The sequence below is a fragment of the Niabella beijingensis genome, from assembly GCF_020034665.1.
Taxonomy (GTDB): Bacteria; Bacteroidota; Bacteroidia; order Chitinophagales; family Chitinophagaceae; genus Niabella; species Niabella beijingensis.
The window spans coordinates 2847839-2870782 of sequence record NZ_JAIQDI010000001.1; the positions used below are offsets into that span (position 1 = coordinate 2847839).

Here is a 22944-nt window from a genome sequence, read left to right on the forward strand (position 1 = left end):
GAGACGGCTGTATTCAGGGTTTACATATAATTATTTTTTGAGGAGCCGTACGGAGGTCCTCCGGTCGGCTGCGCGTGCTTCATCCGAAGCATTCTCATCCACCTGGGCCAGTTTTTCACCATAGCCTTCTGCTTCCGGTACCTGGGCGCCTACGCCGGCGGCCTTCAATGCAGCCTGTACGGCTTTTGCCCTGCCGTCGGAAAGTTTCAGGTTGGCGGCATCATCACCTTTTTTATCGGTGTAGCCACCCACCTTCATCTTCACATCAGGGAAGGCTTTCAGGATAGCTGCTATATTATCCAACTGGCGTTTGGAAGAATCGGTCAGTTTTGTGGTGCCAAAATCAAAGTTCAGGTCATCAAAATTGAACCATTTTTCTTTTAACGTACTGTCGGTGGCGTTTTTGTAGGCATCCGACTGGATGAACTGGATCAGCTGGTCCTCAATACCACCGGGGTATGCCTGTAGCTTTGTGCCGTTGGGCAGTACTACTTCTGCCAGCGTCCTGGTGGCGGGGGCGGGTGTTTCGGGTACAGCTGTACTGGTGTCTACAGGAGCAACAGCTGAAGTATCCGTACCGGTTCCTGTTGTGGACGGATTGTTGCAGCCTTTTCCAAGGAAGTACCACAACGCAAGAGCGATTACCGCCAGCAGCAAAAGTGGCAGCAGCCATTTGGCGCCGCCTCCTGCTTTCCGGGCGGTGTCTTCTGCATAGTTATAGGTTGAAGCAGCGGCCTCCTGAACGTTGGAAACGGTCTGATGAACACCATCACTGATGGAATTCAGTCCCAGTGCGGCTCCCAGGGAACTCAGTCCAGAGGGCAGTGCCCCAAGGATATTGTTCTTCTGGCTGCCCAGTAAGCTGGAAAAGCCGCTCGCGTTCAGATTATTTTCGGTAGCATGTTTACCCAGTAGTCCCAGTACCAGGGGTACGATCATGCTGATCAATGAGCCGGAAGACGAGGATTTTATTCCGGCAAAATTGGAAATGGTGTCGATAACGCTATTTGTTTTATCCCCAAGCAGCCCCTTAAAAAGACCGGTGCCTTTTGAAAGGATATCCGCATTCCCGAAAAGGGAACCAGAATTGCTGAGTATGCCACTGTTAAAAAAGCCCTTGGCAGAATCCAGCACTTCGGATGCTCCCTGCTCACCGGATGAGGCTTTGGAAGCAAATAAACCCAGGACTGCTGGAATGATCCCGGAAACGGCGTTGGAAACGTTTCCTTCGCTTTCGTTCAAAAAGGAGCCGGCTTTTGCAATCAAATCTTGTGAAACATAGTTCTTAACAAGATCTACAATGTTGATTGACATAGTTTGAGTTTTTTAGTTTGATTAAAAGACAGCGCATTTTGGTGGCGCCATTCAATTCTATCTAAAAATATGCCACTTTTATAAAAAACTTAAAATGAGGCATCTAAGAAAGAGAACATATAAGTAAAATCCGGAATTCTGTTAAAAAAGACCCGCGCAGCCAAAAACCGTACAACGGGAAGAATCCTTTATCTTTCAATCATCAAATCTCAATAACATGAAAAAGCGCTTTTTTTTGATCCCCGGAATGGCACTCCTGTTAATGGCGCTGGCACCGCAACCTCAAAACCCGTTACTGGGCATCTGGGAGCTTCAGATGGAGGGGGCATCTACAGGACTGCTGAAGCAGTTTAATGCGGATGGCACCACAATAAACATTGGTCTCGGGGATGAGGGCTTTGGAATCTCGCTGGAGGGGACCTATGAACTGCGTCCATCCGGAAGGTATGTGGAAAAGACGATCCGCTCTTCTTTCGGCGAACAGAATGGTACGCAAAAGCTGGTACAATACCGGCTTGCCGGCGACAGCCTCCTGCATCTTTCGTATAAGGTTGAGGGGAAGTCCTTCACCGAGGAATATAAAAAACTGAAGCTGATTGGCGGTCAGTGATTGAAACCAGACAGAAAAGCCGAATAAAAGGCAGGGTCTTTTATTCGGCTTTTAATGATCCGTCTTTGCGCGGCTGTTATCAGATTACAATATTCACCATCTTGTTTTTTACATAGATGATCTTTTTGGGTGTCTTACCCTCCACCCATTTTTGTACGGTTTCGTTTCCCAGCACCAGCTGTTCCACTTCCTGCTGTGAGGCCTCCAGTGAAAGGATCATGGTAGTACGCATTTTCCCGTTGATGGAAATGGGATATTCCTTATCGGATTCCCGGATGTATTTTTCTTCAAATACGGGAAAGGCGGCGTCCAGGATGCTGGAACGGTTGCCCAGTGCCTGCCACAGCTCTTCTGCAACATGCGGCGCATAAGAGGAAAGCATGATCAGCATGGGTTCCAGTACCTGTTTTTTATGGCATTTCAGGTCTGTCAGCTCGTTCACGAGGATCATAAAGGCGCTTACACCGGTATTAAAACTAAAACGTTCATTGTCGTCCTCTATTTTCTTTATGCTTTTGTGCAATGCTTTCAGTTCGGCGGCGGTGGGTGCTTCATCTGTCCAAACAGCGGCAAAGCTGCCGTCGGCCTGCTCTTTATAGAAAAGCCGCCATAATTTTTTAAGAAAACGGTGCACCCCTTCAATGCCTTTGGTATCCCAGGGTTTGCTCATTTCCACCGGCCCCAGGAACATTTCGTACATACGGAAGGTATCGGCCCCGTATTTTACCACCAGGTCATCCGGGTTCACGGTATTGAACTTGGTTTTGGACATTTTTTCGGTCTCGGTGCCGCAGAGGTATTTCCCATTTTCCAGGATAAATGTTGCGGCTGCAAACTCATTATTTTTCCATTTCTTAAAAGCCTCAAGATCCAGCTCCACCCCATCCACAAAATTCACGTCTACATGGATCTTATCCAGTACCTGGCCGTTATAGGTCTCATCAGCGGCAATCAGTCCGTGCGAGACAAACTCATTGGTACCATTGATCCGGTATACAAAGCGGCTGCTTCCCTGGATCATACCCTGGTTCACCAGGCGTTTAAATGGTTCGTCAAAACCGATGTACCCGAGATCATACAGGGCTTTTGTCCACATACGGCTGTACAGCAGGTGCCCCACAGCATGTTCGGTACCGCCGATATAAAGGTCTACCTGGTTCCAGTAATCGGTGGCCTGCCTGCCGGCGAATTCCTGATCGTTTTTGGGATCCATGTAACGGAGGAAGTACCAGCTGGATCCGGCATAACCGGGCATGGTATTGGTCTCCAGCTCACGGGCCACCCATTCGGGGATATTGGCCAGGGGGCCCTCTCCTTCCGGCCCGGGTTTGTAGCTGTCCACCTGTGGCAGTTCCAGCGGTAATGCAGCTGCGTCCAGCGGGTAAGCGGTACCTTTTTTCCATTGGATCGGAAAGGGCTCACCCCAGTAACGCTGGCGACTGAAAGCAGCATCGCGCATTTTATAATTTACTTTGCGGGTACCGATCCCTTTTTCTTGGATCGCTTTGATCACCGTTTCCATGGCTTCCCGCATGGGAACGCCATTCAAAAAACCGGAGTTTTCCAGTATGGCATCTTTGGTAGGATTTGCTTCTTCGCCATTAAAATGCGCACCGATGATGTTGGTGACAGGGATATTGAAATGCCCGGCGAACTTAAAATCACGCTCATCGCCGCAGGGGACAGCCATGATGGCTCCGGTGCCATAGCCGGCCAGTACGTACTCGCTGATCCAGATGGGGATCTCGCGGCCATCGAAGGGATTGATGGCATAAGCGCCTGTAAATACGCCCGTGATCTTTTTTTCCGCCATCCGTTCCCGTTCACTCCTGCTTTTTACATAAGCAATGTATTCGTCTACCGCCGCGGCCTGTCCGGGTGTTTTTATCTGGTCCACCAGGTCCAGCTCCGGCGCGATCACCATAAAATCCACACCAAATATGGTATCCGGGCGGGTGGTGTATACTCTTATTTGAGATTTGAGATCTGAGATCTGGGATTTGATGTCAAAATCAATTTCTGCGCCGCTGGACTTCCCGATCCAGTTGCTTTGCATTTCTTTCATTGCTTCGCTGAAGTCGACCTGCTGTAGGCCTTCCAGCAGGCGATCCGCATATTCCGTAATGCGCAGGTACCACTGGCGCAGTTTCTTTTTTATTACAGGATAGCCTCCGCGTTCACTTACACCATTCACCACTTCATCATTTGCCAGAACGGTGCCCAGGGCTTCACACCAGTTCACTTCCCCGTAACCGCAGTAGGCCAGGCGGTATTCCATCAATAAGGCCTGTTGGGTGGTTTCATCAAACGCATTCCATTCTTCTGCGGTGAACCGTTGAGAACCGAGACCCGGGATTTGAAATTTTTCGTTGGGAACCGGGTGATTCCTGTTTCCTTCCTGCTGAAAAAGTTCAACAAGCTGCCGGATGCCTTCTGCTTTCTGTGTTTTACGGTTGAACCAGCTTTCAAACAATTGCAGGAAGATCCATTGGGTCCATTTATAATACCCCGGGTCGCTGGTGCGCACCTCCCGGCTCCAGTCGAAGCAAAAACCGATATTATCCAGTTGGTTTCTGAAAGTAGTAATATTTTTTTCGGTTGAGACAGCCGGATGAATGCCGTTTTCAATGGCATATTGTTCGGCCGGAAGGCCAAAGGCGTCATATCCCATAGGGTGCAGCACATTAAATCCTTTCAACCGTTTGTACCGTGCATAAATATCGCTGGCAATATAGCCCAGGGGGTGTCCCACATGTAACCCTGCCCCGCTGGGATAAGGGAACATATCCAGTACATAATATTTGGGTTTATCACTTTTATTGGAAACCGTGTAGGTGCTGTTCTCAGCCCAGTAGCGCTGCCATTTTTTCTCTATTCCGTTAAAATTATACTCCATAATGCTGTATTGATCCGGTCCCTTCCTTAGCGTTTGAAAAGGATTTTTGTGCTTCATTTTCAACAAAAAATCAGGAAACCTGGCTTGGGGGGCAAATTTAAGCAATGTATGCTCAAAAAAGCAGGTCCGGGCGGTATTTTGAAGGCAAATGAAGCCACGGATCCGCAGATAAAGGCGGACTACAGGAAAACAATGATGTGGCCGGATTCAGGTGGCCGCAAATAAAAGCAATCACCAGGGCATCCGCTACCGGTCTGGGTGCAACCGGCGCTGAGCGGGCAGGGTCTGCGGAAGCCCTTCGATGCCCGGGCAGTATAACCGGTCACCTGTAGATCGTATTTGGTAAAAAATGAATAAATGTACCCCCATTTGGTTGTTCCCACCGGGCCATTTCTCATAATTACTTATATTGCAGTCCAAAAATCGACAGACAATGGCTACATCAAACAGCAATACTCCTTCCATGTTTTCAAAGTCCAATTATATGTGGATGCTTATCGGAGCTGTGGTAATGGCGTTGGGTATGTTTTTAATGTCGGGCGGAAAAAGCGACGACCCGCATGTGTTCGACAAGAACGCGGTCTACAGTGCTACCCGCATTACTGTTGCACCGATACTTATTTTTATCGGCCTGGCCATTGAGATCTATGCCATTTTTAAAAAATCATCGACGGAAAAAAACTAAGCGTTTTTCAATAAAAGAAATTTAAGGCGGCTACTTTTGTGTCGCCTTATTTTTTAAAAGCACTTTATGAGTATAATTCAGGCCATCATTATCGCAATTGTTGAAGGTATTACAGAGTACCTGCCCATTTCTTCCACCGGGCATATGATCATCGCCAGTTCGTTTATGGGCATCGAAAAAGAAGAGTTTACCAAATTGTTTGAGGTCTCCATACAGCTGGGCGCTATCCTGGCCGTGGTGGTACTGTACTGGCGCCGGTTCTTTCCTTCAAAAGCGGAAGGCGGCATTAACTGGACCTTTTATCTTAAACTTATCGCCGGTGTTATCCCTGCACTGGTATTGGGGTATTTATTCTCTGATAAGATCGATGAACTGCTGGAAAGTCCAAAGGTGGTTGCAATAACATTGCTGGCCGGGGGATTTGTGCTTTTAGTGATCGACCGGATGTTCAATCATCCAACCGTTAAAACAATCGACCAGGTCTCCTTTTCCAGGGCGTTTGTCACCGGGCTGTGGCAGGTGGTGGCCATGGTTCCGGGAGTGAGCCGTAGTGCGGCATCTATCATCGGTGGTATGCAGCAGAAAATGACCCGGAATGTAGCAGCAGAGTTTTCCTTTTTCCTGGCAGTGCCCACCATGGCAGCAGCCACACTGTATTCACTGTTCTTAAAGAAATGGACCCAAAGCGGTGTTACCCAAAAAGGCTATGAACTTATCCTTGCCTCAAAGGACAATACCATTGCCTTTATTGTAGGGAATGTGGTGGCTTTTGTGGTGGCCATTCTGGCGATTAAATTTTTTATTGATTTTCTGAAAAAATATGGTTTTAAAGCCTTTGGCTGGTACCGGATCATTGCCGGGGCGGTTTTGCTGATATTGATTTACAAAGGGGTGATCGCCGGATAAGGAAATAGGAAAAAGTGGAGCGTGAAAAGTCATAGAGTCACCGCCGCTTTAATACCATGACTCCAAATTGACGATCCTTAACGAACAAAATGCTGGCCATCCTGTTACGTTTAAGTTCGGTATCCGCCGCTTCATAATTGACCATTCACTATTCACATCATGTATACATACGAATCCAGCAAAACATTATTCGAACGTGCGCAGCAAAGTATTCCCGGTGGAGTCAATTCGCCTGTACGGGCTTTTAAAAGTGTGGGAGGCTCACCCGTATTTTTTGAGAAAGCAAAAGGCGCTTACCTGTACGATGTACAAGGACAACGTTATATCGATTATATCGCTTCCTGGGGCCCGATGATCCTGGGACATGGGTATGAGCCGGTGGTAAAAGCCATTCAACAACAAGTGGAAAAAGCTACCTCTTTTGGTGCGCCTACGGAGATCGAGGTGGAAATGGCCGAACTGATCAAATCCATGGTGCCCAATGTAGATCTGATCCGTATGGTGAACAGCGGAACCGAGGCCTGTATGAGTGTGCTCCGGGTGGCCCGGGGGTATACCGGACGCAATAAATTCATCAAATTTGAAGGCTGCTATCATGGTCATGCCGATCCCTTCCTGGTAAAAGCCGGCAGTGGTGTGGCTACCTTTAATATTCAAACCGTTCCGGGTATTACTGCCGGTGCGGCCAATGACACGCTTACCTGTGCGTACAATGACCTGGCAGCAGTAGCGCAACTGGTGAATGAGAACAAAGGTGAAATCGCGGCGATCATTGTGGAGCCTGTGGCGGGTAATATGGGATGTATCGTTCCGGAGCCGGGATTTTTGGAAGGCCTGCGCCGGATCTGCGATGAAGAGCAGATTGTTTTGATCTTTGATGAAGTGATGAACGGGTTCCGCCTGGCATTGGGTGGTGCACAGGAGCGGCTGAAAATTAATGCGGACCTGGTAACCTATGGTAAGGTGATCGGGGCCGGGATGCCGGTAGGTGCCTTTGGGGGCAAACGGCATATTATGGAGGTGGTGGCACCGCTGGGTGGCGTATACCAGGCCGGCACCTTAAGCGGTAACCCGGTAGCAATGACGGCCGGGCTGACCCTCCTGAAAGCACTGAAAGAGCATCCGCAATTGCTGACGGAACTGGATGAAAAAACGATCTACCTGAAAGACGGACTGGATAAGGTATTGGGCGCCTGGGGGCAGCCCTATGTGGTCAATCAGTTTGGCAGTATGATCAGTATCCATTTCTCTGCTCAACCGGTGGTAAATTTTGCAACAGCGGCGGCATCGGATATTGCGCGGTTCAACCAATTCTTCCATGCGTTGCTGAAACGCGGTATTTATCTTCCTCCCTCAGCTTTTGAAAGCTGGTTTCTGAATAATGCATTGACGCAGGAAGACCTGGATCAAACAATACAGGCGGTAAAAGAAAGCCTGGAAGAGATCGGATGATTTAATGTTGGCTGCCAAGCTGATATGTTTGCCGGAAGGTCAGGTTGCTGCGATTACCGCATCGATCCGCTCTTTTTGCCGCAGATGATGTTGTAAATGCATCGCTGCAAACTGCAGCCATTCAGCAGCGCTGAAATACTGAAACCCCGGATGCAGTGTTTTACCTCCCCGGTGATCTGCATCAGCGAAGAGCTGAATGACTTTTTCCCTGATGGCCGTTAATTCCCGGAAGAGCTGTTCTTTACTCAGGGGTTGAGGAAGATTGATATCGTTAAAAGGATTCTCCAGCCGCTGATCGGGGAAGGCATTGGAAGTAAACATAGCAGTGGCTGCAGGCGTCATTTCGCTGCTTACATGTTCATCTGTTGCCAGGGCCGCTTCCATCTGTTCCATATAAAATGTGGTATCACTGATAAGGTGCATGTAAACCTGACCCAGCGACCAGCTTACCGGGGCGGGGCGTTGTTGCAGTTGCTGCAGTGTGTAAGCATCAAGATAACCGATCCACAGCTGGATGCTGTTATTGAATGCAGATAGTGATTCCGGAATTGTTAACATCTTGTCGCGAACTTACCAAATTACCACCGACTTCTTTACTGTTAATTGTATTTGATCTTCATCAAAGTGCCTATGGCCTGTTAAACCCGATCCGTTCGCGGGCATTCCATTTTTGTTGCGCCGCTTTTTCATCCAGCAGATTTTCTATAGCATCATAGATGGAAGAAAGCTGTACATCGTGTTCGGTAATATGCTGCTGAAGCTGTTTTAGCTGTTCTTTTATATCGCCCTGCTCCAGCAGGATCCTTCGGATCTCCACAAAGGCCCGCATGATAGCGATATTCATCTGGATGGCCTTTTCGCTGTTTAACAGACCACTCAGCATGGCTATTCCCTGTTCCGTAAAAGCGTAAGGGAGTGCTGTTTTGGGCCGTTTTCCAGGGTATGTCATCACAAATTGTGATGACATACCCGTAGTCGATTGATTATTATTGTTTAATGCTTCTATTTGCGGTATTAATAGCAGCTTCTCCTCTTTTGTCAGCTGAAACATGAAATCAGCAGGGAATCGCTTGTTGTTTCTTTTCACCGTCTGGTTCAAAACCCGCGTTTCAACTTCATATAATAGTGCCAGGTCAAAATCAAGGAGCACTCTTTCTCCACGGATGGTATAGATGCGGTTTTGGATACTGCGGATGATTTGCATATGGTCAGGTATTTAACGCTAAAATATAAAAAATAATTGTAAAGTGTTTGTTTTTCTAGGATGTTATGCTGCCGGAGCGCATATCCCGCCTTGTCCGTTTCGTGCTGTACCTTTGTTTTTATTATTCAGCATTCAAAATCTGAGCAGATATGCCCGTGATAGAACTGGAAACCATCATTCATGCAGCTGCGGAAACCTGTTTTGATCTTTCCAGGAGTATCGATCTGCATAGTTTGTCCACGGCACAAACAAACGAAAAAGCCGTTGGAGGAAGAACCAGCGGTCTTATTGGTGCGGGAGAAACCGTAACCTGGCAGGCAACCCATTTTGGAGTGCGTCAAAAGCTGACATCAAAGATCACCGCATACAACCGGCCGGTTCATTTCAGGGATGAGCAACTCCAGGGTGCTTTCCGGTTTATAAAGCACGATCATTATTTTCATAAAGTGGAAAACGGTACGTTGATGAAAGATGTATTTTGTTTTCAATCGCCGCTGGGCATGCTGGGGCGCCTGGTAGATGCCGTTATTATGAAACGATACCTCACCCGTTTTTTAACAGAGCGCAACAAGGTGATAAAAGTTGTTGCAGAATCAGCAATGGGAATGCATGTATTGAATGCAGAACAAAAGTTAGAGGTACTGGAATGCGCCGGCGTTTTTTCTTACACGAACCAGGGATTTTTGTTGCAGGAAAAATACCTGCGCAGCTATTATTACTGGTCTGATATCGAAACGATTTTTGCTTATAAAAGGGATCTTATTACCACCGACGAAATTTGCCTTGACCTGTTTACAAAAAACGGTAGCTGCATTACTGTTGAAGAATCGTATCCGGGGTGGGAGCGGTTTCTGAAAAAAATGTCAGACCGCTTCCTTTTCACCCCAGAAGATTGGGAACAAAAACTGATGCAGTCTTCCTTTCAGACAAACCTTACCTTGTTGTTTGATCGTACGGGAAGAAGCATGGAGGCCGCAATAGCAGTGTATGACACCTGATTTACAAAACAATATTGTTCTTTGGAAGAACCGGCTCCGGAAGTGCTTTTTCATCCAGCATATCCCGCATGTCGATCTCGATCGTGCGGCTGATCTGTGTAATAGGAATATCGTTGGCGCTGCCTTCAAACGGGTTTACCGCGCTTTCCCCAATGGTATCAAGTATATGAAAGGCCCAGGCCACCACAGCCGAAAGAAAAATGTTGAACCAGATGGTATATCCTTCCAGGAACGTGCCATCCCCAAGTTTACTATACTCTTTTAAAAGGCCGAAAGGAAGCAATACAATAAAGATAAAGAGCAGGTAGGTAGTTACAGAAGCAAAATTGCGGGGATAAGGAAAATTTTTGATCCGTTCTGCCTTTCCCTGTCCGTCTGTAAATTTAGTAATACTGTTCTGTAGCGTGACCCACTGAAAATCGTTCAGGGTTCCTTCTTTTTTCAATATTGCCAGGGCCTCGGATTGTAATGCAATAAGCTGTGTTGCCCGGTTCTTTTTAGAAAGGATATAATGGAGTTCATCTTCCGGCAGGTAGTTGTTCAGTTCATCCTCCAGTCTGCTTTCCCGTTCCGGAATACGATATCGTCCCTTCAAAAAGTCCTGGTTACTGTGCCGCTGCATATTCTCCCAGCTGCGGGGTTCCCTGAGCTGAAATCTTAAAGCCGTCAGCCAGGCAAAATGACGGTAAAACATTTTTTTTAACAGTTCCGGCTGATCGCCGCCTAATGTGTCACGAAGGGTATAGGCAAAGCTGCGGCTGTCATTAATGATACCGCCATATATCTGCCGCGCCTCCCAGATCCGTCCATAGCTTGCGTTATTCTTGAATCCAACAATGAAGGCCAGGGCTGTGCCTAATATAGCAATCGGCTGCCAGGGAAGAGCAATGAAATAAAAACCCAGTTTGTACAATACAGTAGGGATCGTGGCTATCACAAGCAGCCAAAGCGTATCTTTTAAACTCCACCTGAAAAACTCAAGCGGAGTATATCTTCGTCCGGTATGCATGATGGTATAAAATAGGTACAACGAATTTAATAAGTAATTCCTTTATTGCTGCATCTCTTTCAAAAATCAATAGAATACTGCAGTTCCTTTATGTTTTAACCCATTAAGAAGTTAAGCACCGTTGAGTTATGGGTCATTCTTAATGCGCTTTCGTTCCTAATGTTCGTAAAGACCATTTATTTTTGCAGAGTACAACTTATCCGGTATAAATTTAAACGAATCAGCATGTCATTTCAGGCGTACATAGACAACATTAAAAAGAAGACGGGAAAAAGCCCCGAAGATTTTAAGAAACTGGCAGAGAAGAAAGGGTTTCTTAAAGGCGGACAAATAGCACCTGCGGTAAAGGCAACAGAGATCACGAACTGGCTTAAGGAGGAGTTTGAACTGGGGCACGGGCATGCCATGGCGATCTACGCGGCGTTCAAGGGGAAGACCGAATGATCTCAGGCATGCAACGGTACAAACAACAGATACCCTCTGTCACATAAAACCTTCTTATATTTATCCAACGAGACGGGCTTTTAATCATGCAGCAATTAATCCAGGCGGTCAGGTCGCTTATTCCGCTGACTTCAAAAGAGGAGCAGGTCATTGGCCGGCTTTTTACCGCGAGGAAGTATAAAAAAGGATCTTACTTTTTATCGGAAGGAGCGATTTGCAAGTATGCAGGCTTTATCAGCAAGGGGCTGATGCGTTTCTATATTAATGTAGACGGAGAGGAAAAGACCTACGGCTTTTTACAGGAGCACCAGTTTATTAGCAACTACGGCAGCTTTGTACCCCGGATCCCATCACTGCAAAGTATACAGGCACTGGAGGATAGCGAACTGTATGTGATCACTTATGCCAACCTGCAAAAGCTGTATCAGGAATTAAAACATGGCGAACGGATGGGCAGGGTCATTATTGAGCAGGTCTTCATCCAGGCACTGGCGGATCTTAATTCTTTTTATACAGATACTCCGGAAGCCAGGTACCGGAAATTCATCACAGAACATCCTGACCTGGGCCAGCGGGTATCCCAGTACCATATCGCATCTTTTGTAGGGGTAAAGCCTCAATCCCTTAGCCGCATCCGGAAAAGAATTCTTCACCAGGGTGCCAAAGATTTCTGAAACACCATACAGGAGCAAATCATTTATTAACCCAGGTGCATCAATTGCCGGCATACCTGTCTGAATTTTGTTGTCGAAACAAAATAAAAATATATGACAACAAAAATTGCATTGGCTGTTTGCCTTCTTACCGGTCTGGGCCTGCTATTTATCGGTGCCCGCTTTTTGCTCGATCCTGAAGTTGCGATGCGGGCCTACGGGGTCAACGTTGATACCAGCGGTGACTTTTCTTTTCACATGATTAAGGGTATCCGGGATCTCTTTTCCGGTTTGCTGATTCTGCTGCTTGTTTGTACCAACCAGCGTCGCGCGCTGGGGATCAGTCTGCTGGCCGCAACAGTGGTGCCTTTTGGAGACCTGCTGATCGTATGGAGCAAAAACGATGATCTCGCGTTACTGATGCCACATCTTACAGCTGTTCTTATTTGCATAATCATTGGTCCGTTACTGCTTGTACGTAAAAAGAAGGTGCCTGTTGTTGTGCGTAAGCCGGTGCAGGTTATTCATTCTGCTGCCAGTCATGCCGAAACGGTTACAGAAGCCACCATTTACCCGGGAGATAAAACGCCCTGGCATTATCATACCTTGTTTGCAGAAACATTTGAATTGCTGGAAGGCCGTCTTCAGGTAGGCAAGAGCGGTAACTATTATCAACTGAAAAAAGGGGACCGTATTACAATCGACGCCCTTGAGCTGCATTCGTTTTATAATAATACAGGCGTGAGCTGCCGGATAAGAACGCTTATAACGCCGGGTAACCTCCGGTTTGAACAGGCCGGACAAATACTGACCGGGCTGGCCAATGATGGTTTGGCAAATAAAAGAGGAATTCCCAAAAGATTAACCGACCTGGCATTGTTTTTATACCTGAGCGATTCAAAACCTGCAGGCATGGCTAAAATGGCTGTGCCGTTGTTTGCGCTTCTTGCCTGGCTGGGCAGGAAATGCGGCCGGTTAAATGCATTGATCAATCGTTATTGTTTTCCCATGCCAGCCTGAAAGCCAGACTGCGTAAAGCGACCTATAAACATGGCTTAAAATTTGTATCGTATTTTACGTTGTATATCTGTTCATTTAAAAATCAAAGACAATGGGATTTGATCAATACCATGAACCGCCCGGAGAGCTCTCTCAACCGGTACGTACTTTTGCCCGGATGATACAGTCGCTGATCGAAGAAGCAGAAGCCATCGACTGGTACGAACAACGGATCCACGTTGAAAAGGACCGGGAGGCCAAAAAAATAATGCAGCATGCCCAACAGGAGGAGTTCATCCACTTTGCTATGGACCTGGAATTCCTGCTGCGTAAAAAGAAAGAATGGCGCCTTGTTGTGAAGAATATATTATTCAGGGAAGGAGATATTATAAAGAACGCAGAAAAGGCCGAAGATAAAGCGGAGGGTGCATAACAGTGCGCGGTTTATGGTTTGGGTAAATTCCTGTTACTAATAACGGGAATCGGGCCCCCGTATACTACCGGGTTATTTATTTGATTACCGCATGATTTTTTATAGGCCTTTATGATCTGTGATACCCTCTGCCCGATGCACACTCTTTATTACCTGTCAGGAAAATAACAATACCAGGTGTTACCGGTCCAACCTCGCCCGTTACATTTACCTGTAACACAACCGGATCTGTTTGTACAACAATTCGGACGGCTGTGCCGGTGGATTATTTTTCTGTTAACAGGATCATAACGCAGTGCATTTGGCTACTTTAGCCTTATGAATACATCAGAATTTTTAACGCAATTGCAGGAACACACCAGGGGTGTTGTTTTTATCAGCGAATCGGAATATCCTTTTGAAATACAGCAGCTGGATGCCCTGTCCCCGGATTCAATAGTTGCTAAAGTAGCCGAGCTGTCCGGTGCGCAAAGCACACAGGTAAAAGCCCATACTGCGGAGCAGTTTTTTTCAAAAGTACAACGGACGGCGGATCCCGCCGACGCTCCCGTTGTGGCCAATGCACAAAAGATAAAAGCATTGTATGACTTTTTAAATGCCCGGCTGACGCAGCTGCAGGTTTACCGTGTGGAAGCGGGCGTGCAGGTGCCCATCTATATCCTGGGCCTGTTGCCCGATCAGACCGTTGCCGGGATAAAGACCACCTCAATAGAATCGTAAACCCTCAGTTATGAAAAAAATAAACGCCTTCTTAACGCTACTGTTGCTGGTAGCCCTCTACAGCTGTTCCAAGTACCCACCGATTGAGCCCCCGCCCCCCGTGATAAAAGACAGCAGTTATTTAGTTACTGAAAGTTTTGAGTCCGGGCGAAAAACTGCGTATGCGCTGGCCGATGTGGAATTAAGAACGGGCAGCTGGTCGTTCAATGATGCCCTTATCGGTAATTTGGCGGCCGACACAAAAGACAGCTCCTGGTCAGTACGTTTAAGAGGAGGCAGCATCACCACCAATTTTAAAATCAACGGCCTGAAAAAAGTGTATGTATTGTCTGCCACTTACGGATCGGACGGACCTTCTACCTGGAATTTTCAGACCAGTACCGACGGTCAGACCTTTACCAATATCGGCAGTCCGGTTACGGTAAACAGCAAAGACTTCCGGCTGGACAGTTTCCTTATCACCGGTACACAGCCGGTACAGGTGCGTATCATTAAAACCGGAACTACCCGCATTAATATCGATAATATCATTTTTGCCGGTGCGTCCAGCGACCCGGGATTTAAAGATCCGACAGATACGATACCGGGAGGAGGTGATACGACAGTTCCGGCCGCGGGCCGCTATGTGATCGCCGGGCCGGATGCACCTCCGCTCACAGGGGATAACTCCAACCTGCTGCTTGGAAACCCGTCCGGTGCAGATTCCGTGCTTACTATGGCAGAGAACTATCTTATCAACCAGCACTACTATATCGAGTCTTATTCCAGTTCAAGGGCCACACCGAACTGGGTGGCCTGGCATATTGACGCCAGCAATATTACCGGCGCTGCGGACCGTCAGGATAATTTTGCAGCCTGGGCAGGTTTGTACAGTGGTTGGTATAAAGTCCAGTCCAGTTCCTACATGGGGTCCGGTTATGATCGTGGCCACAATTGCCCGAGCGCCGACCGCACCAGCAGTGTGGACGCCAATTCTGCTACCTTCCTGATGACCAATATGATTCCCCAAACGCCTCAGAATAATCAGCAGACCTGGAATAACCTGGAGCAATACATCCGTACACAGGTAACAGCGGGTAAAGAAGCCTATGTAATTATGGGTAGTTATGGAACCGCTGGTACGATTGATAACGGTAAAATTACGGTGCCTGCCAATGTATGGAAAGTGGTGGTGTTTATTGATAACGGAGATAACGATCTTACGCGTGTGACCGCCGATACACGGGTGCTGGCGGTAAATACGCCCAATACCAGCACTGTAAATGCGGATTGGAAACAATATATCACTACAGTGCGCGATATCGAAGCAGCAACGGGATATAACCTGCTTTCCCAATTAAGCACAGAGATCCAGAATGCAGTGGAAACAAAAAAAGACCCTGGCTAATGGAATACACCGGTGCCTTTAACTAACTTGATACCCGCTTTTTAAAGAGCGGGTTTTTTATTGAATGACCGATGGTGCCTGTAATACGAACTCTTGTGAAAGCGGTTGCTGATTTCCACACTGTATTATATTCTTTAGTACATTTATCCATCTATTCTGATCTGCTATGTATATGCGCTTTTTATTTTTTACAGCTTACTCGTTTGCGCTCGTTGGTCTGTATTCCTGTACTTCACATAGGCCGGTAGCCGGTACTGTTAGGCCAACTGTTACTGCAGACCTGCCTTTTCCTGTTGCGGAACGGGAATTCCGGGCTGCCTGGGTACCCACGGTAGCCAATATCAGCTGGCCTTCAAAGCCTGGTTTGCCGGTGGCGGAGCAGCAAAAAGAAGCAATCACTTTGCTGGATTTTTTAAAAGTACATCATTTTAATGCTGTTATTTTCCAGGTGCGCCCGCAGGCCGATGCATTATATAAAAGTGCATTGGAGCCCTGGTCCTATTATCTCACAGGGACACAGGGAAAAGCGCCGGAACCTTTCTATGATCCCCTCCAATTCTGGATCGATGCCGCACACGCGAGAGGGCTGGAACTGCATGTGTGGCTGAACCCGTACCGTGCGCATCATATTTCCGGTGGGCCGGTAACGGAAAGTTCCCTTGTAAAAACAAAACCGGAACTGGTAGTGAAACTGAAGGAGGGATACTGGTGGTTTGATCCCTCGCTGAAAGCCACACAGGATCATGGCATCAGCGTGGTAATGGATATCGTAAAACGGTATGATATCGATGGCGTTCACTTTGATGATTATTTTTACCCCTACCCTTCTTATAATGGTAATCAGGATTTTCCGGACAGTCTTAGCTGGGTACAATACCAGAAATCAGGTGGCAGGCTTTCACGCGGCGACTGGCGGCGCAACAGTGTAAATACATTTATACAGCGGTTATATGCTGAGATAAAAAAAGAAAAAAAATACGTAAAGTTTGGTATCAGCCCCTTTGGTATCTGGCGTCCCGGTCATCCTGCATCGGTAACCGGGTTTGATCAGTATGATGAATTGTATGCGGACGCCCGGTTATGGCTCAACAAAGGCTGGGTGGATTATCTTTCGCCACAGCTTTACTGGCCCACCAGCCGTTTGGGCCAAAGCTATCCTGTGCTGCTGGGATGGTGGGCCGGGGAAAATACGATGAGCCGCCATCTCTGGCCCGGCATCAGCGTAGGAAGGGATACGAGCAAGGCGAATACAACAGAGGTTATTAACCAGATCATGATCGACCGGGGTATGCAGCCTGCCGGCAGCGGGGTGGTGCACTGGAGCATTTCTTCTCTTATCAAAAATCCTGGTCTGGCAAATGCGCTGACAGAAGGGCCCTATAAAAAACAGGCACTGGTACCTGCCAGTTCCTGGCTGGATGCGGCGGCACCCGCGGCTCCCCGCATAACGCTCACACAGCAGGCAGATACTGCTGTGGTACAGTGGTCGCATACAGATGCTAAGGACGTATACCACTGGGTGGTCTATTATCGATATGGCAATAGCTGGAACTATAAGATCCTTGATCCGGCAACTCGTTCACTGGAATTAAACATGCAGGTGGACGGACACCTGCTGCAACGTGTGGCAGTATCTGCCGTGGATCGCAGCGGTAATGAAAGCGCAGCTACCGAAGCGGTATGGAATAAGGTGACCATATTATCCCGCAGCAGCTGGCAGGCTGCACCGGCCAGACCGTATAAACGACATACCCCGGTGCGTATAACCGTGCATCATGAGGGAGGCAAAGTACTCTCAGATACATCCAGTGCTGCCAGACGTTTAAAAAATATCCAAACCTGGTGCATGGGGCCCGATCGTAAATGGACCGATATTCCCTACCACTATCTTATTGCCCCGGACGGTACTGTATATGAAGGACGTGACCCGCTGACCGTGGGAGAAACCAATACCGAATATGATCCTACAGGACATTTACTGATCTGCTTTCTGGGGAATTATGAACAGCAGGAACTGACGCCTCATTTGCTGGACGTACTCTCCCGGCTTATTGCACAATGTTGTAAACAGTACAATATAGCACCGGAAACCCTTTCCACTCATCGCAACCATAGTAAAATGACCACCTGCCCCGGCAAGAATATCTACCCTTTTTTTGAGAACGGGTATGTGAAAAACAGGGTAAAGGAACTGCTGAAGCAATAAGAGGACCGCGAGAAAACAGGGTCTGTTCTTACATTCGTAACGAAGGGAGCCGGTAATATATACTGCCGGGCTTTAGTCATAACCCGGTAGGATCTTCAATAAGGCATATTGTTTGTGCCGCTTTCATGGGATCTGTTTTTAATAAAAAAAATATATCATGGAACTTATAGGAAATCAGTTAGCGGCGCTGCTTAACCGTTGTGCGGCTGTTTGCGATCATTGTGCTGCCGCCTGCCTCGGGGAGGAGGACGTGGAACACTTGGCCGATTGTATACGTACAGACATTGCCTGCGCCACTGTTTGCCGTACCACCGCACAGTTACTGGAGCTGGGCATTGGCGAACAGAATGTGTTACTGCTCTGCGCAGAAGTATGTAAGCTTTGCGCGGATGAGTGCGGTAAACATGATCACGACCACTGCAGGGCCTGTGCCGGGATCTGTAATGAGTGTGCAGTGGAATGCGGTCAGTCGGCGGTGGCGTAAAGTGTTGAAAATATTCCACGATCTGTGTATCTTTCTGCTCAAAAGGCAGCGATGAAATCGGGAAGGATATTCATGGCAATTTGGGCAGCAGGGTGGATCACTCTTATTTCCAGTTGTGCTATACAGCCGGATAAGGACAGCTATCAACTTACCAGATCGGAAAAGGCCATTTGTGATAGCCTGAAGCTGGACCCCTCAATAATACGTGATCTGAGAAAATATACTGCGGCCGAAGTAGAGCCGTTTCATTATTCCCGGAGTAAAATGTACGCCAATAATACCGTGACGGAGCTTGAACCCATCCGTTTGACCGGTGTTATTTTTTAATGAAACGATTGACAACAATTACGATCTGATTTACCGCCTGAAAGACAGTATGAAAAACAGAGGGTACACAATCTTCTGTGTAGAGTTAACAGGCGATTCAGATAACTGGCGGCATAGTATGGGTATTGTAAAGGGAACAGATCAATATCAATTACTGAAACAGATGCAAACGGATGGTATCAATTATGATATTACAAACGACAGTCTGCTGGCTATAATAAAAGGGCTGGACAAAAAATACCAGCTGGAACTGATCGGTGCATCCGGAGATTATTGTGAATTTATTATTCACCGCCCGCCTGTAGATTGGAACCAGCTGGCAAAAGAGGTCTACCGCGTTTGTCCGGATGTGGTGGATCAGGGCGAGGGTTCGGTGGAGGCGCTTGCGAAACAGCTAAAGCAACACCGGCGCCTGGAGTTTTGGTGGGATTAAGTTATTGAGCACATTATTTTATTATCCGTTATAAATGCTGTTTGTCCGTATATATACTTTATTACTGATCCTGGTTTTGTTTTCGAATTGCAGGAACGGGTCTGGAAAACCTGCAAAGCCTATAGCAGAACTGGATACGATCTCCTATGAAAACCTTTCAAAAAAAGCAAATGCCTACCTGGAGCAGCAGCAGGATCGTTGTATACAGTTATACGGTTTAGGCGCATATGAGAGCTGGTACTATGACCAGCTAACAGGGGAGCTGAGTTTTAGTGACGGGGGAATAAAAAAGCTGGCTATCGATTATGAAGAAGTTGGGTCTGTTTCAATGGAATCACAGACCTTTCTTTGGGCCTGGGATAATCCATATATTGAACCAAAAATAAAATCGGAAATAGGAAAAGTAAAAGCATTTGGTGTTAAACGGAATTTTAAAAAACTGATGACCGCCAAGTGGAATGCTGATGAACAGGATGGGTGGGAGATGACGGCTATAGCGGCTTATCTTTTAAAAGCAAAGGGCGCGTACAGGGCACCGGCTTCAGACAGTTCTCTTTTTTCTTTTATGCTGTTTAAACACATACGCCGGGTGGATACTGCTTCTGCTTCCGGCCGATAATGACCTATCCCTTCCCGGCAGGGATTGCTGGTCGGCCATGTATGGATTTTTCCCCTTTTTTAACGAGTATTGCACATTAAGCACATATTAAATGATATCAGTACCGGATAAAAAACTGACCTTACGCAAAGCGACCAACACCGATGCAGGTCCTGTCTGGACGCTGCTCCAACAGGCGATTGAAAAAAGAAAACAGGAAGGAAGCTCCCAATGGCAGGATGGTTATCCCAACCCTGCCGTCGTAGCCAGAGATATCGGGAAAGAATACGGATATGTTTGTACCGATGATGCAGATCATATTGTAGCGTATACGGCATTGATTTTTGACGGGGAGCCGGCCTATGAAGCACTGGAAGGCAAATGGCTTACCGAACGCCCCTATGCGGTGATACACCGGTTGGCTGTCGATCAGGGAAAGGCAATAAAAGGATTGGGTACCTGGATGATGCAGGCCGTGGAGGAGATATGCCGGAAGCAGGGCATTTTTAGCATTAAAGTAGACACCAACTTTGATAACACAGGCATGCTTCGTGTATTTGAAAAACTGGGATACACGTATTGCGGCGAAGTCTATTTCCGCGGGGCCGCCCGGCGGGCCTATGAAAAAAGACTGGATATCTGACAGCAGTAAAAAGCACAGCATACACGATTGTGAACCCGGACCGCAACTTTTTTTAGCAAAGTACCGGCAGCACCGTGTTTCAGCACTGTTGTGGCTGTGATATCCTGTTTCAGATTTTTCCCGATCCCGAAACTTCTTTTCCCGATTCTGAAAATAGATACCGGAAGAATGGATCATCTTTGCATCATTGTTAGTGGATAAATAGTTGTCTCCTATGGCACCCGTCCCGGGCAATGCATAAAAGCATGTACGGACGATCTTCTCATAATAAGCAATCGAACAGCCGTGCGGATTTTTATCCGTGCGGTTTTTTATGCTTTTTGTACAAGCAGGACCTGGCGGCTGTCAAAGAACCGGCAGTATTGTGTTTCAGTGTTGCTGCGGCCGTCCTGTTCAAACTTTTCCCGATCTCGAAATTTCTTTTCCCGAATGCGAAAAGCGTTCCGTAGTGGGTGATCGATCTTTGCATCCTCATTCCTATAACGTGACGAATACTTTGATGAAATATTGGCTGACCCTGTGTTTACTGCCAGCTGCTTATCAGGCACAGGCTCAAAAAGTAACAACAGATACCATTGCACAGGCTATGGAAGAAGTGGTGGTGATCACGGGCCAGTATCAGCCCCAATCCCTCAGAAAGTCGGTCTACGATGTAAGAGTGATCACTGCGGCACAGATACAGGCGCGGGGTGCCGTTAACATTATGCAGGTGCTGAATACCCAGCTGGGTATGCGGCTCAGCAATGACAATACACTGGGCGTAACCGACATACAGCTGATGGGAATGAGCGGCCGTTCTATAAAAATCCTGCTGGACGGGGTTCCGGTAATGGACCGGAACGATACGCGTGAAAGCCTTTCCCAGATTGATGTACAGACGATTGACCGGATAGAGATCGTGGAAGGGCCCATGTCGGTGACCTATGGCTCGGATGCGCTTGCGGGGGTGATCAATATCATCACCAAAAATCCGGATGCTGTAAAATACAGTATTCAGGCAAGGATACAGGAAGAAACAGCAGGGAACGAATATTATCCCTTTAGTTACAAAGGTCTGCACCAGCAATCCATCAATGGATCTTATAAATTTAAAATACCGCTGTCAGTCAGCGCGGGGCTCAGCCATATTCTTTTTAACGGGTTTGGAGGAGATGATTACGGAAGAGAAAAAGCCTGGCTCCCCAAAGAACAATACCTGGGCAATATCCGCGTGGGATATCACACTCCCAAAAATGATATTTACTACCGGCTGGATGTACTGGATGAAACGATCACAAAAAAAGGCGCACTGAACCTGGATGTGCGCAGGGCCTTTGATCAGTTGTATAAAACCAACCGGTACCTGCACCAGTTACAGGATCAATGGAAACTGAGCGACCGTTTCAACCTGACCTCTTTTCTTTCTTATACCGACTACCAGCGGCGTACCAAAAGTACCAGTCATAATTTTGAAACGGGGGACGAGGTACTGACCTCCGGCGCAGGAGAACAGGATCTGGCAAAGTTCAATACCCTGTTCTTCAGAACACAGGGCGTTTATACCATCAATGAAAAATTTTCATTGCAGCCGGGGATGGAGATCAACCGGGATAATGCTTCGGGCAATCGCATTAAGGGAGATCCGGTGATCACAGATTATGCGCTTTTTGCATCGGTGGAATACAAGCCCTCCAGCCGGATCAATATCCGGCCGGGCTTCCGGGTAATTAAAAATTCGATTTATGATGCACCTCCGGTAGTTCCTGCAATAAACATAAAACTGGGCATTTCGAAAGCCTCCGATTTCCGTTTGTCTTACGCACATGGTTACCGGGCCCCGGCATTGCGCGAGCTGTATTTTGATTTTGTAGATGCCAACCACACTATTTATGGCAACCCGGATCTTAAGGCTGAAACATCACGTAGCCTGAACGTCTCCTGGAATGTATTTCGGAACCGGGCTGACCTGAAGACCTCCTTTTCGGTCAATGCCTTTTATAATGTATTTGATGATCTGATCGATTATGCCACCGCTCCTGATGATAACACGGCAACCCTTCTTTTTAACGTAAGTAAATTCAAAACGGCCGGTATGATGTTGCAACAGAACCTGGTGCTCCGGCAACTGCAGCTGGACTGGGGTGTGAGCTATATCGGCCGGTACAACCGGTTTAAAGAAGAGGATAAGGAGCTGCCCGAACTGAACTGGTCGCCGGAAGTGAACGCGAATATTTATTACAATTTTGTCGGGCCCTCCCTGCAGCTGGCGCTTGCATACAAATTTACCGGCGCCCGGAAACAATACCAGTTAAAAAATGCCACAGATATCAGTCAGGGAGTACAGCTGGCAAAAACGGAGGCATTCCATTGGGCAGATGTCACCCTTACCAAAAAGTTATGGAGCCTGCTTTCCATACAGGCAGGGGTAAAGAATATTTTTAATATCAGCAATATAAACAGTACGATCGGCGGTGATGGCGCCCATAGCAGCAGCGGGCCGGTACCGGTCAGCTATGGCAGATCATACTTTATAGGGTTGGGCTTTAGTTTCAATAAACAATAAA

General features: G+C 47.3%; 23 protein-coding genes. 18 read left to right on the forward strand and 5 right to left on the reverse strand.

Translation table 11 applies throughout. The annotated features are described in order from the left end of the window. Positions 1 to 30: 30 nt before the first annotated feature. Positions 31 to 1314, reverse strand: coding sequence for an OmpA family protein (locus K7B07_RS11880; protein ID WP_223709867.1), 1284 nt, complete (start codon positions 1312 to 1314; stop codon positions 31 to 33). A gap of 217 nt (positions 1315 to 1531) precedes the next feature. On the opposite strand from K7B07_RS11880, the gene K7B07_RS11885 reads away from it, so the two are divergent. Then, positions 1532 to 1924 carry a DUF4488 domain-containing protein gene (locus K7B07_RS11885; protein ID WP_223709869.1) on the forward strand — a complete coding sequence of 131 codons (393 nt, stop codon included), beginning with the start codon at positions 1532 to 1534 and terminating at the stop codon, positions 1922 to 1924. Positions 1925 to 2003: 79 nt separating this feature from the next. Here K7B07_RS11885 and leuS read toward each other — a convergent pair whose 3' ends face one another. Further along, on the reverse strand, positions 2004 to 4877 hold the full coding sequence (gene leuS / locus K7B07_RS11890) for a leucine--tRNA ligase (protein ID WP_420847744.1): 2874 nt from the start codon (positions 4875 to 4877) through the stop codon (positions 2004 to 2006). A 376-nt stretch (positions 4878 to 5253) separates the two neighbouring features. Between leuS and K7B07_RS11895 the strand changes: the two genes are divergently transcribed. From K7B07_RS11895 to hemL, 3 genes are all read left to right on the forward strand, one after another. Further along, complete coding sequence (locus K7B07_RS11895; RefSeq protein ID WP_223709871.1) at positions 5254 to 5505, forward strand: DUF3098 domain-containing protein; 252 nt, start codon at positions 5254 to 5256, stop codon at positions 5503 to 5505. Between the two features lie 66 nt (positions 5506 to 5571). Beyond that, complete coding sequence (locus tag K7B07_RS11900; protein WP_223709873.1) at positions 5572 to 6411, forward strand: undecaprenyl-diphosphate phosphatase; 840 nt, start codon at positions 5572 to 5574, stop codon at positions 6409 to 6411. Between the two features lie 159 nt (positions 6412 to 6570). Then, positions 6571 to 7863, forward strand: a complete 1293-nt coding sequence (hemL, locus tag K7B07_RS11905) for a glutamate-1-semialdehyde 2,1-aminomutase (RefSeq protein WP_223709875.1) — start codon at positions 6571 to 6573, stop codon at positions 7861 to 7863. Positions 7864 to 7902: 39 nt separating this feature from the next. Here hemL and K7B07_RS11910 read toward each other — a convergent pair whose 3' ends face one another. Beyond that, positions 7903 to 8421 (reverse strand): DinB family protein, encoded by a 519-nt coding sequence (locus K7B07_RS11910; RefSeq protein WP_223709877.1) that lies wholly within the window; start codon positions 8419 to 8421, stop codon positions 7903 to 7905. Positions 8422 to 8491: 70 nt separating this feature from the next. Next, a complete protein-coding gene (locus tag K7B07_RS11915; protein ID WP_223709880.1) occupies positions 8492 to 9067 on the reverse strand; it encodes an ORF6N domain-containing protein in 576 nt (191 codons plus the stop codon). A 149-nt stretch (positions 9068 to 9216) separates the two neighbouring features. Between K7B07_RS11915 and K7B07_RS11920 the strand changes: the two genes are divergently transcribed. Then, positions 9217 to 10065 (forward strand): SRPBCC family protein, encoded by an 849-nt coding sequence (locus K7B07_RS11920; protein ID WP_223709881.1) that lies wholly within the window; start codon positions 9217 to 9219, stop codon positions 10063 to 10065. 1 nt (position 10066) lies between these two features. Here K7B07_RS11920 and K7B07_RS11925 read toward each other — a convergent pair whose 3' ends face one another. Continuing rightward, the gene (locus tag K7B07_RS11925) at positions 10067 to 11074 is read right to left on the reverse strand and encodes a bestrophin family protein (RefSeq protein ID WP_223709883.1); all 1008 of its coding nucleotides are present in this window, start codon (positions 11072 to 11074) and stop codon (positions 10067 to 10069) included. A gap of 225 nt (positions 11075 to 11299) precedes the next feature. Here K7B07_RS11925 and K7B07_RS11930 point away from each other — a divergent pair, with 225 nt between their 5' ends. The 13 genes from K7B07_RS11930 to K7B07_RS11990 all read left to right on the forward strand — a co-directional run bounded on the left by K7B07_RS11930 (position 11300) and on the right by K7B07_RS11990 (position 22943). Then, entirely contained in the window at positions 11300 to 11518 is a 219-nt protein-coding gene (locus K7B07_RS11930; RefSeq protein WP_223709885.1) for a DUF4287 domain-containing protein, read from the forward strand. Between the two features lie 86 nt (positions 11519 to 11604). Continuing rightward, entirely contained in the window at positions 11605 to 12192 is a 588-nt protein-coding gene (locus tag K7B07_RS11935; protein WP_223709887.1) for a Crp/Fnr family transcriptional regulator, read from the forward strand. Positions 12193 to 12285: 93 nt separating this feature from the next. Further along, entirely contained in the window at positions 12286 to 13191 is a 906-nt protein-coding gene (locus K7B07_RS11940) for a DUF4267 domain-containing protein (protein ID WP_223709888.1), read from the forward strand. 91 nt (positions 13192 to 13282) lie between these two features. After that, the gene (locus K7B07_RS11945) at positions 13283 to 13603 is read left to right on the forward strand and encodes a ferritin family protein (protein ID WP_223709890.1); all 321 of its coding nucleotides are present in this window, start codon (positions 13283 to 13285) and stop codon (positions 13601 to 13603) included. Positions 13604 to 13921: 318 nt separating this feature from the next. Then, a complete protein-coding gene (locus K7B07_RS11950) occupies positions 13922 to 14323 on the forward strand; it encodes a nuclease A inhibitor family protein (RefSeq protein ID WP_223709892.1) in 402 nt (133 codons plus the stop codon). Positions 14324 to 14333: 10 nt separating this feature from the next. Further along, positions 14334 to 15710 (forward strand): DNA/RNA non-specific endonuclease, encoded by a 1377-nt coding sequence (locus K7B07_RS11955; RefSeq protein WP_223709894.1) that lies wholly within the window; start codon positions 14334 to 14336, stop codon positions 15708 to 15710. A 172-nt stretch (positions 15711 to 15882) separates the two neighbouring features. Beyond that, entirely contained in the window at positions 15883 to 17916 is a 2034-nt protein-coding gene (locus K7B07_RS11960) for a family 10 glycosylhydrolase (protein WP_223709895.1), read from the forward strand. 157 nt (positions 17917 to 18073) lie between these two features. Then, positions 18074 to 18400, forward strand: a complete 327-nt coding sequence (locus K7B07_RS11965) for a four-helix bundle copper-binding protein (RefSeq protein WP_223709896.1) — start codon at positions 18074 to 18076, stop codon at positions 18398 to 18400. 72 nt (positions 18401 to 18472) lie between these two features. Then, a complete protein-coding gene (locus tag K7B07_RS11970) occupies positions 18473 to 18727 on the forward strand; it encodes a hypothetical protein (RefSeq protein WP_223709898.1) in 255 nt (84 codons plus the stop codon). Positions 18728 to 18845: 118 nt separating this feature from the next. Further along, positions 18846 to 19160, forward strand: a complete 315-nt coding sequence (locus tag K7B07_RS11975) for a DUF4253 domain-containing protein (RefSeq protein WP_223709900.1) — start codon at positions 18846 to 18848, stop codon at positions 19158 to 19160. 34 nt (positions 19161 to 19194) lie between these two features. After that, positions 19195 to 19779, forward strand: coding sequence for a DUF6882 domain-containing protein (locus tag K7B07_RS11980; RefSeq protein ID WP_223709901.1), 585 nt, complete (start codon positions 19195 to 19197; stop codon positions 19777 to 19779). A gap of 91 nt (positions 19780 to 19870) precedes the next feature. Continuing rightward, complete coding sequence (locus K7B07_RS11985) at positions 19871 to 20401, forward strand: GNAT family N-acetyltransferase (protein ID WP_223709903.1); 531 nt, start codon at positions 19871 to 19873, stop codon at positions 20399 to 20401. A 499-nt stretch (positions 20402 to 20900) separates the two neighbouring features. Further along, a complete protein-coding gene (locus K7B07_RS11990; RefSeq protein WP_223711363.1) occupies positions 20901 to 22943 on the forward strand; it encodes a TonB-dependent receptor plug domain-containing protein in 2043 nt (680 codons plus the stop codon). Position 22944: the final 1 nt, after the last annotated feature.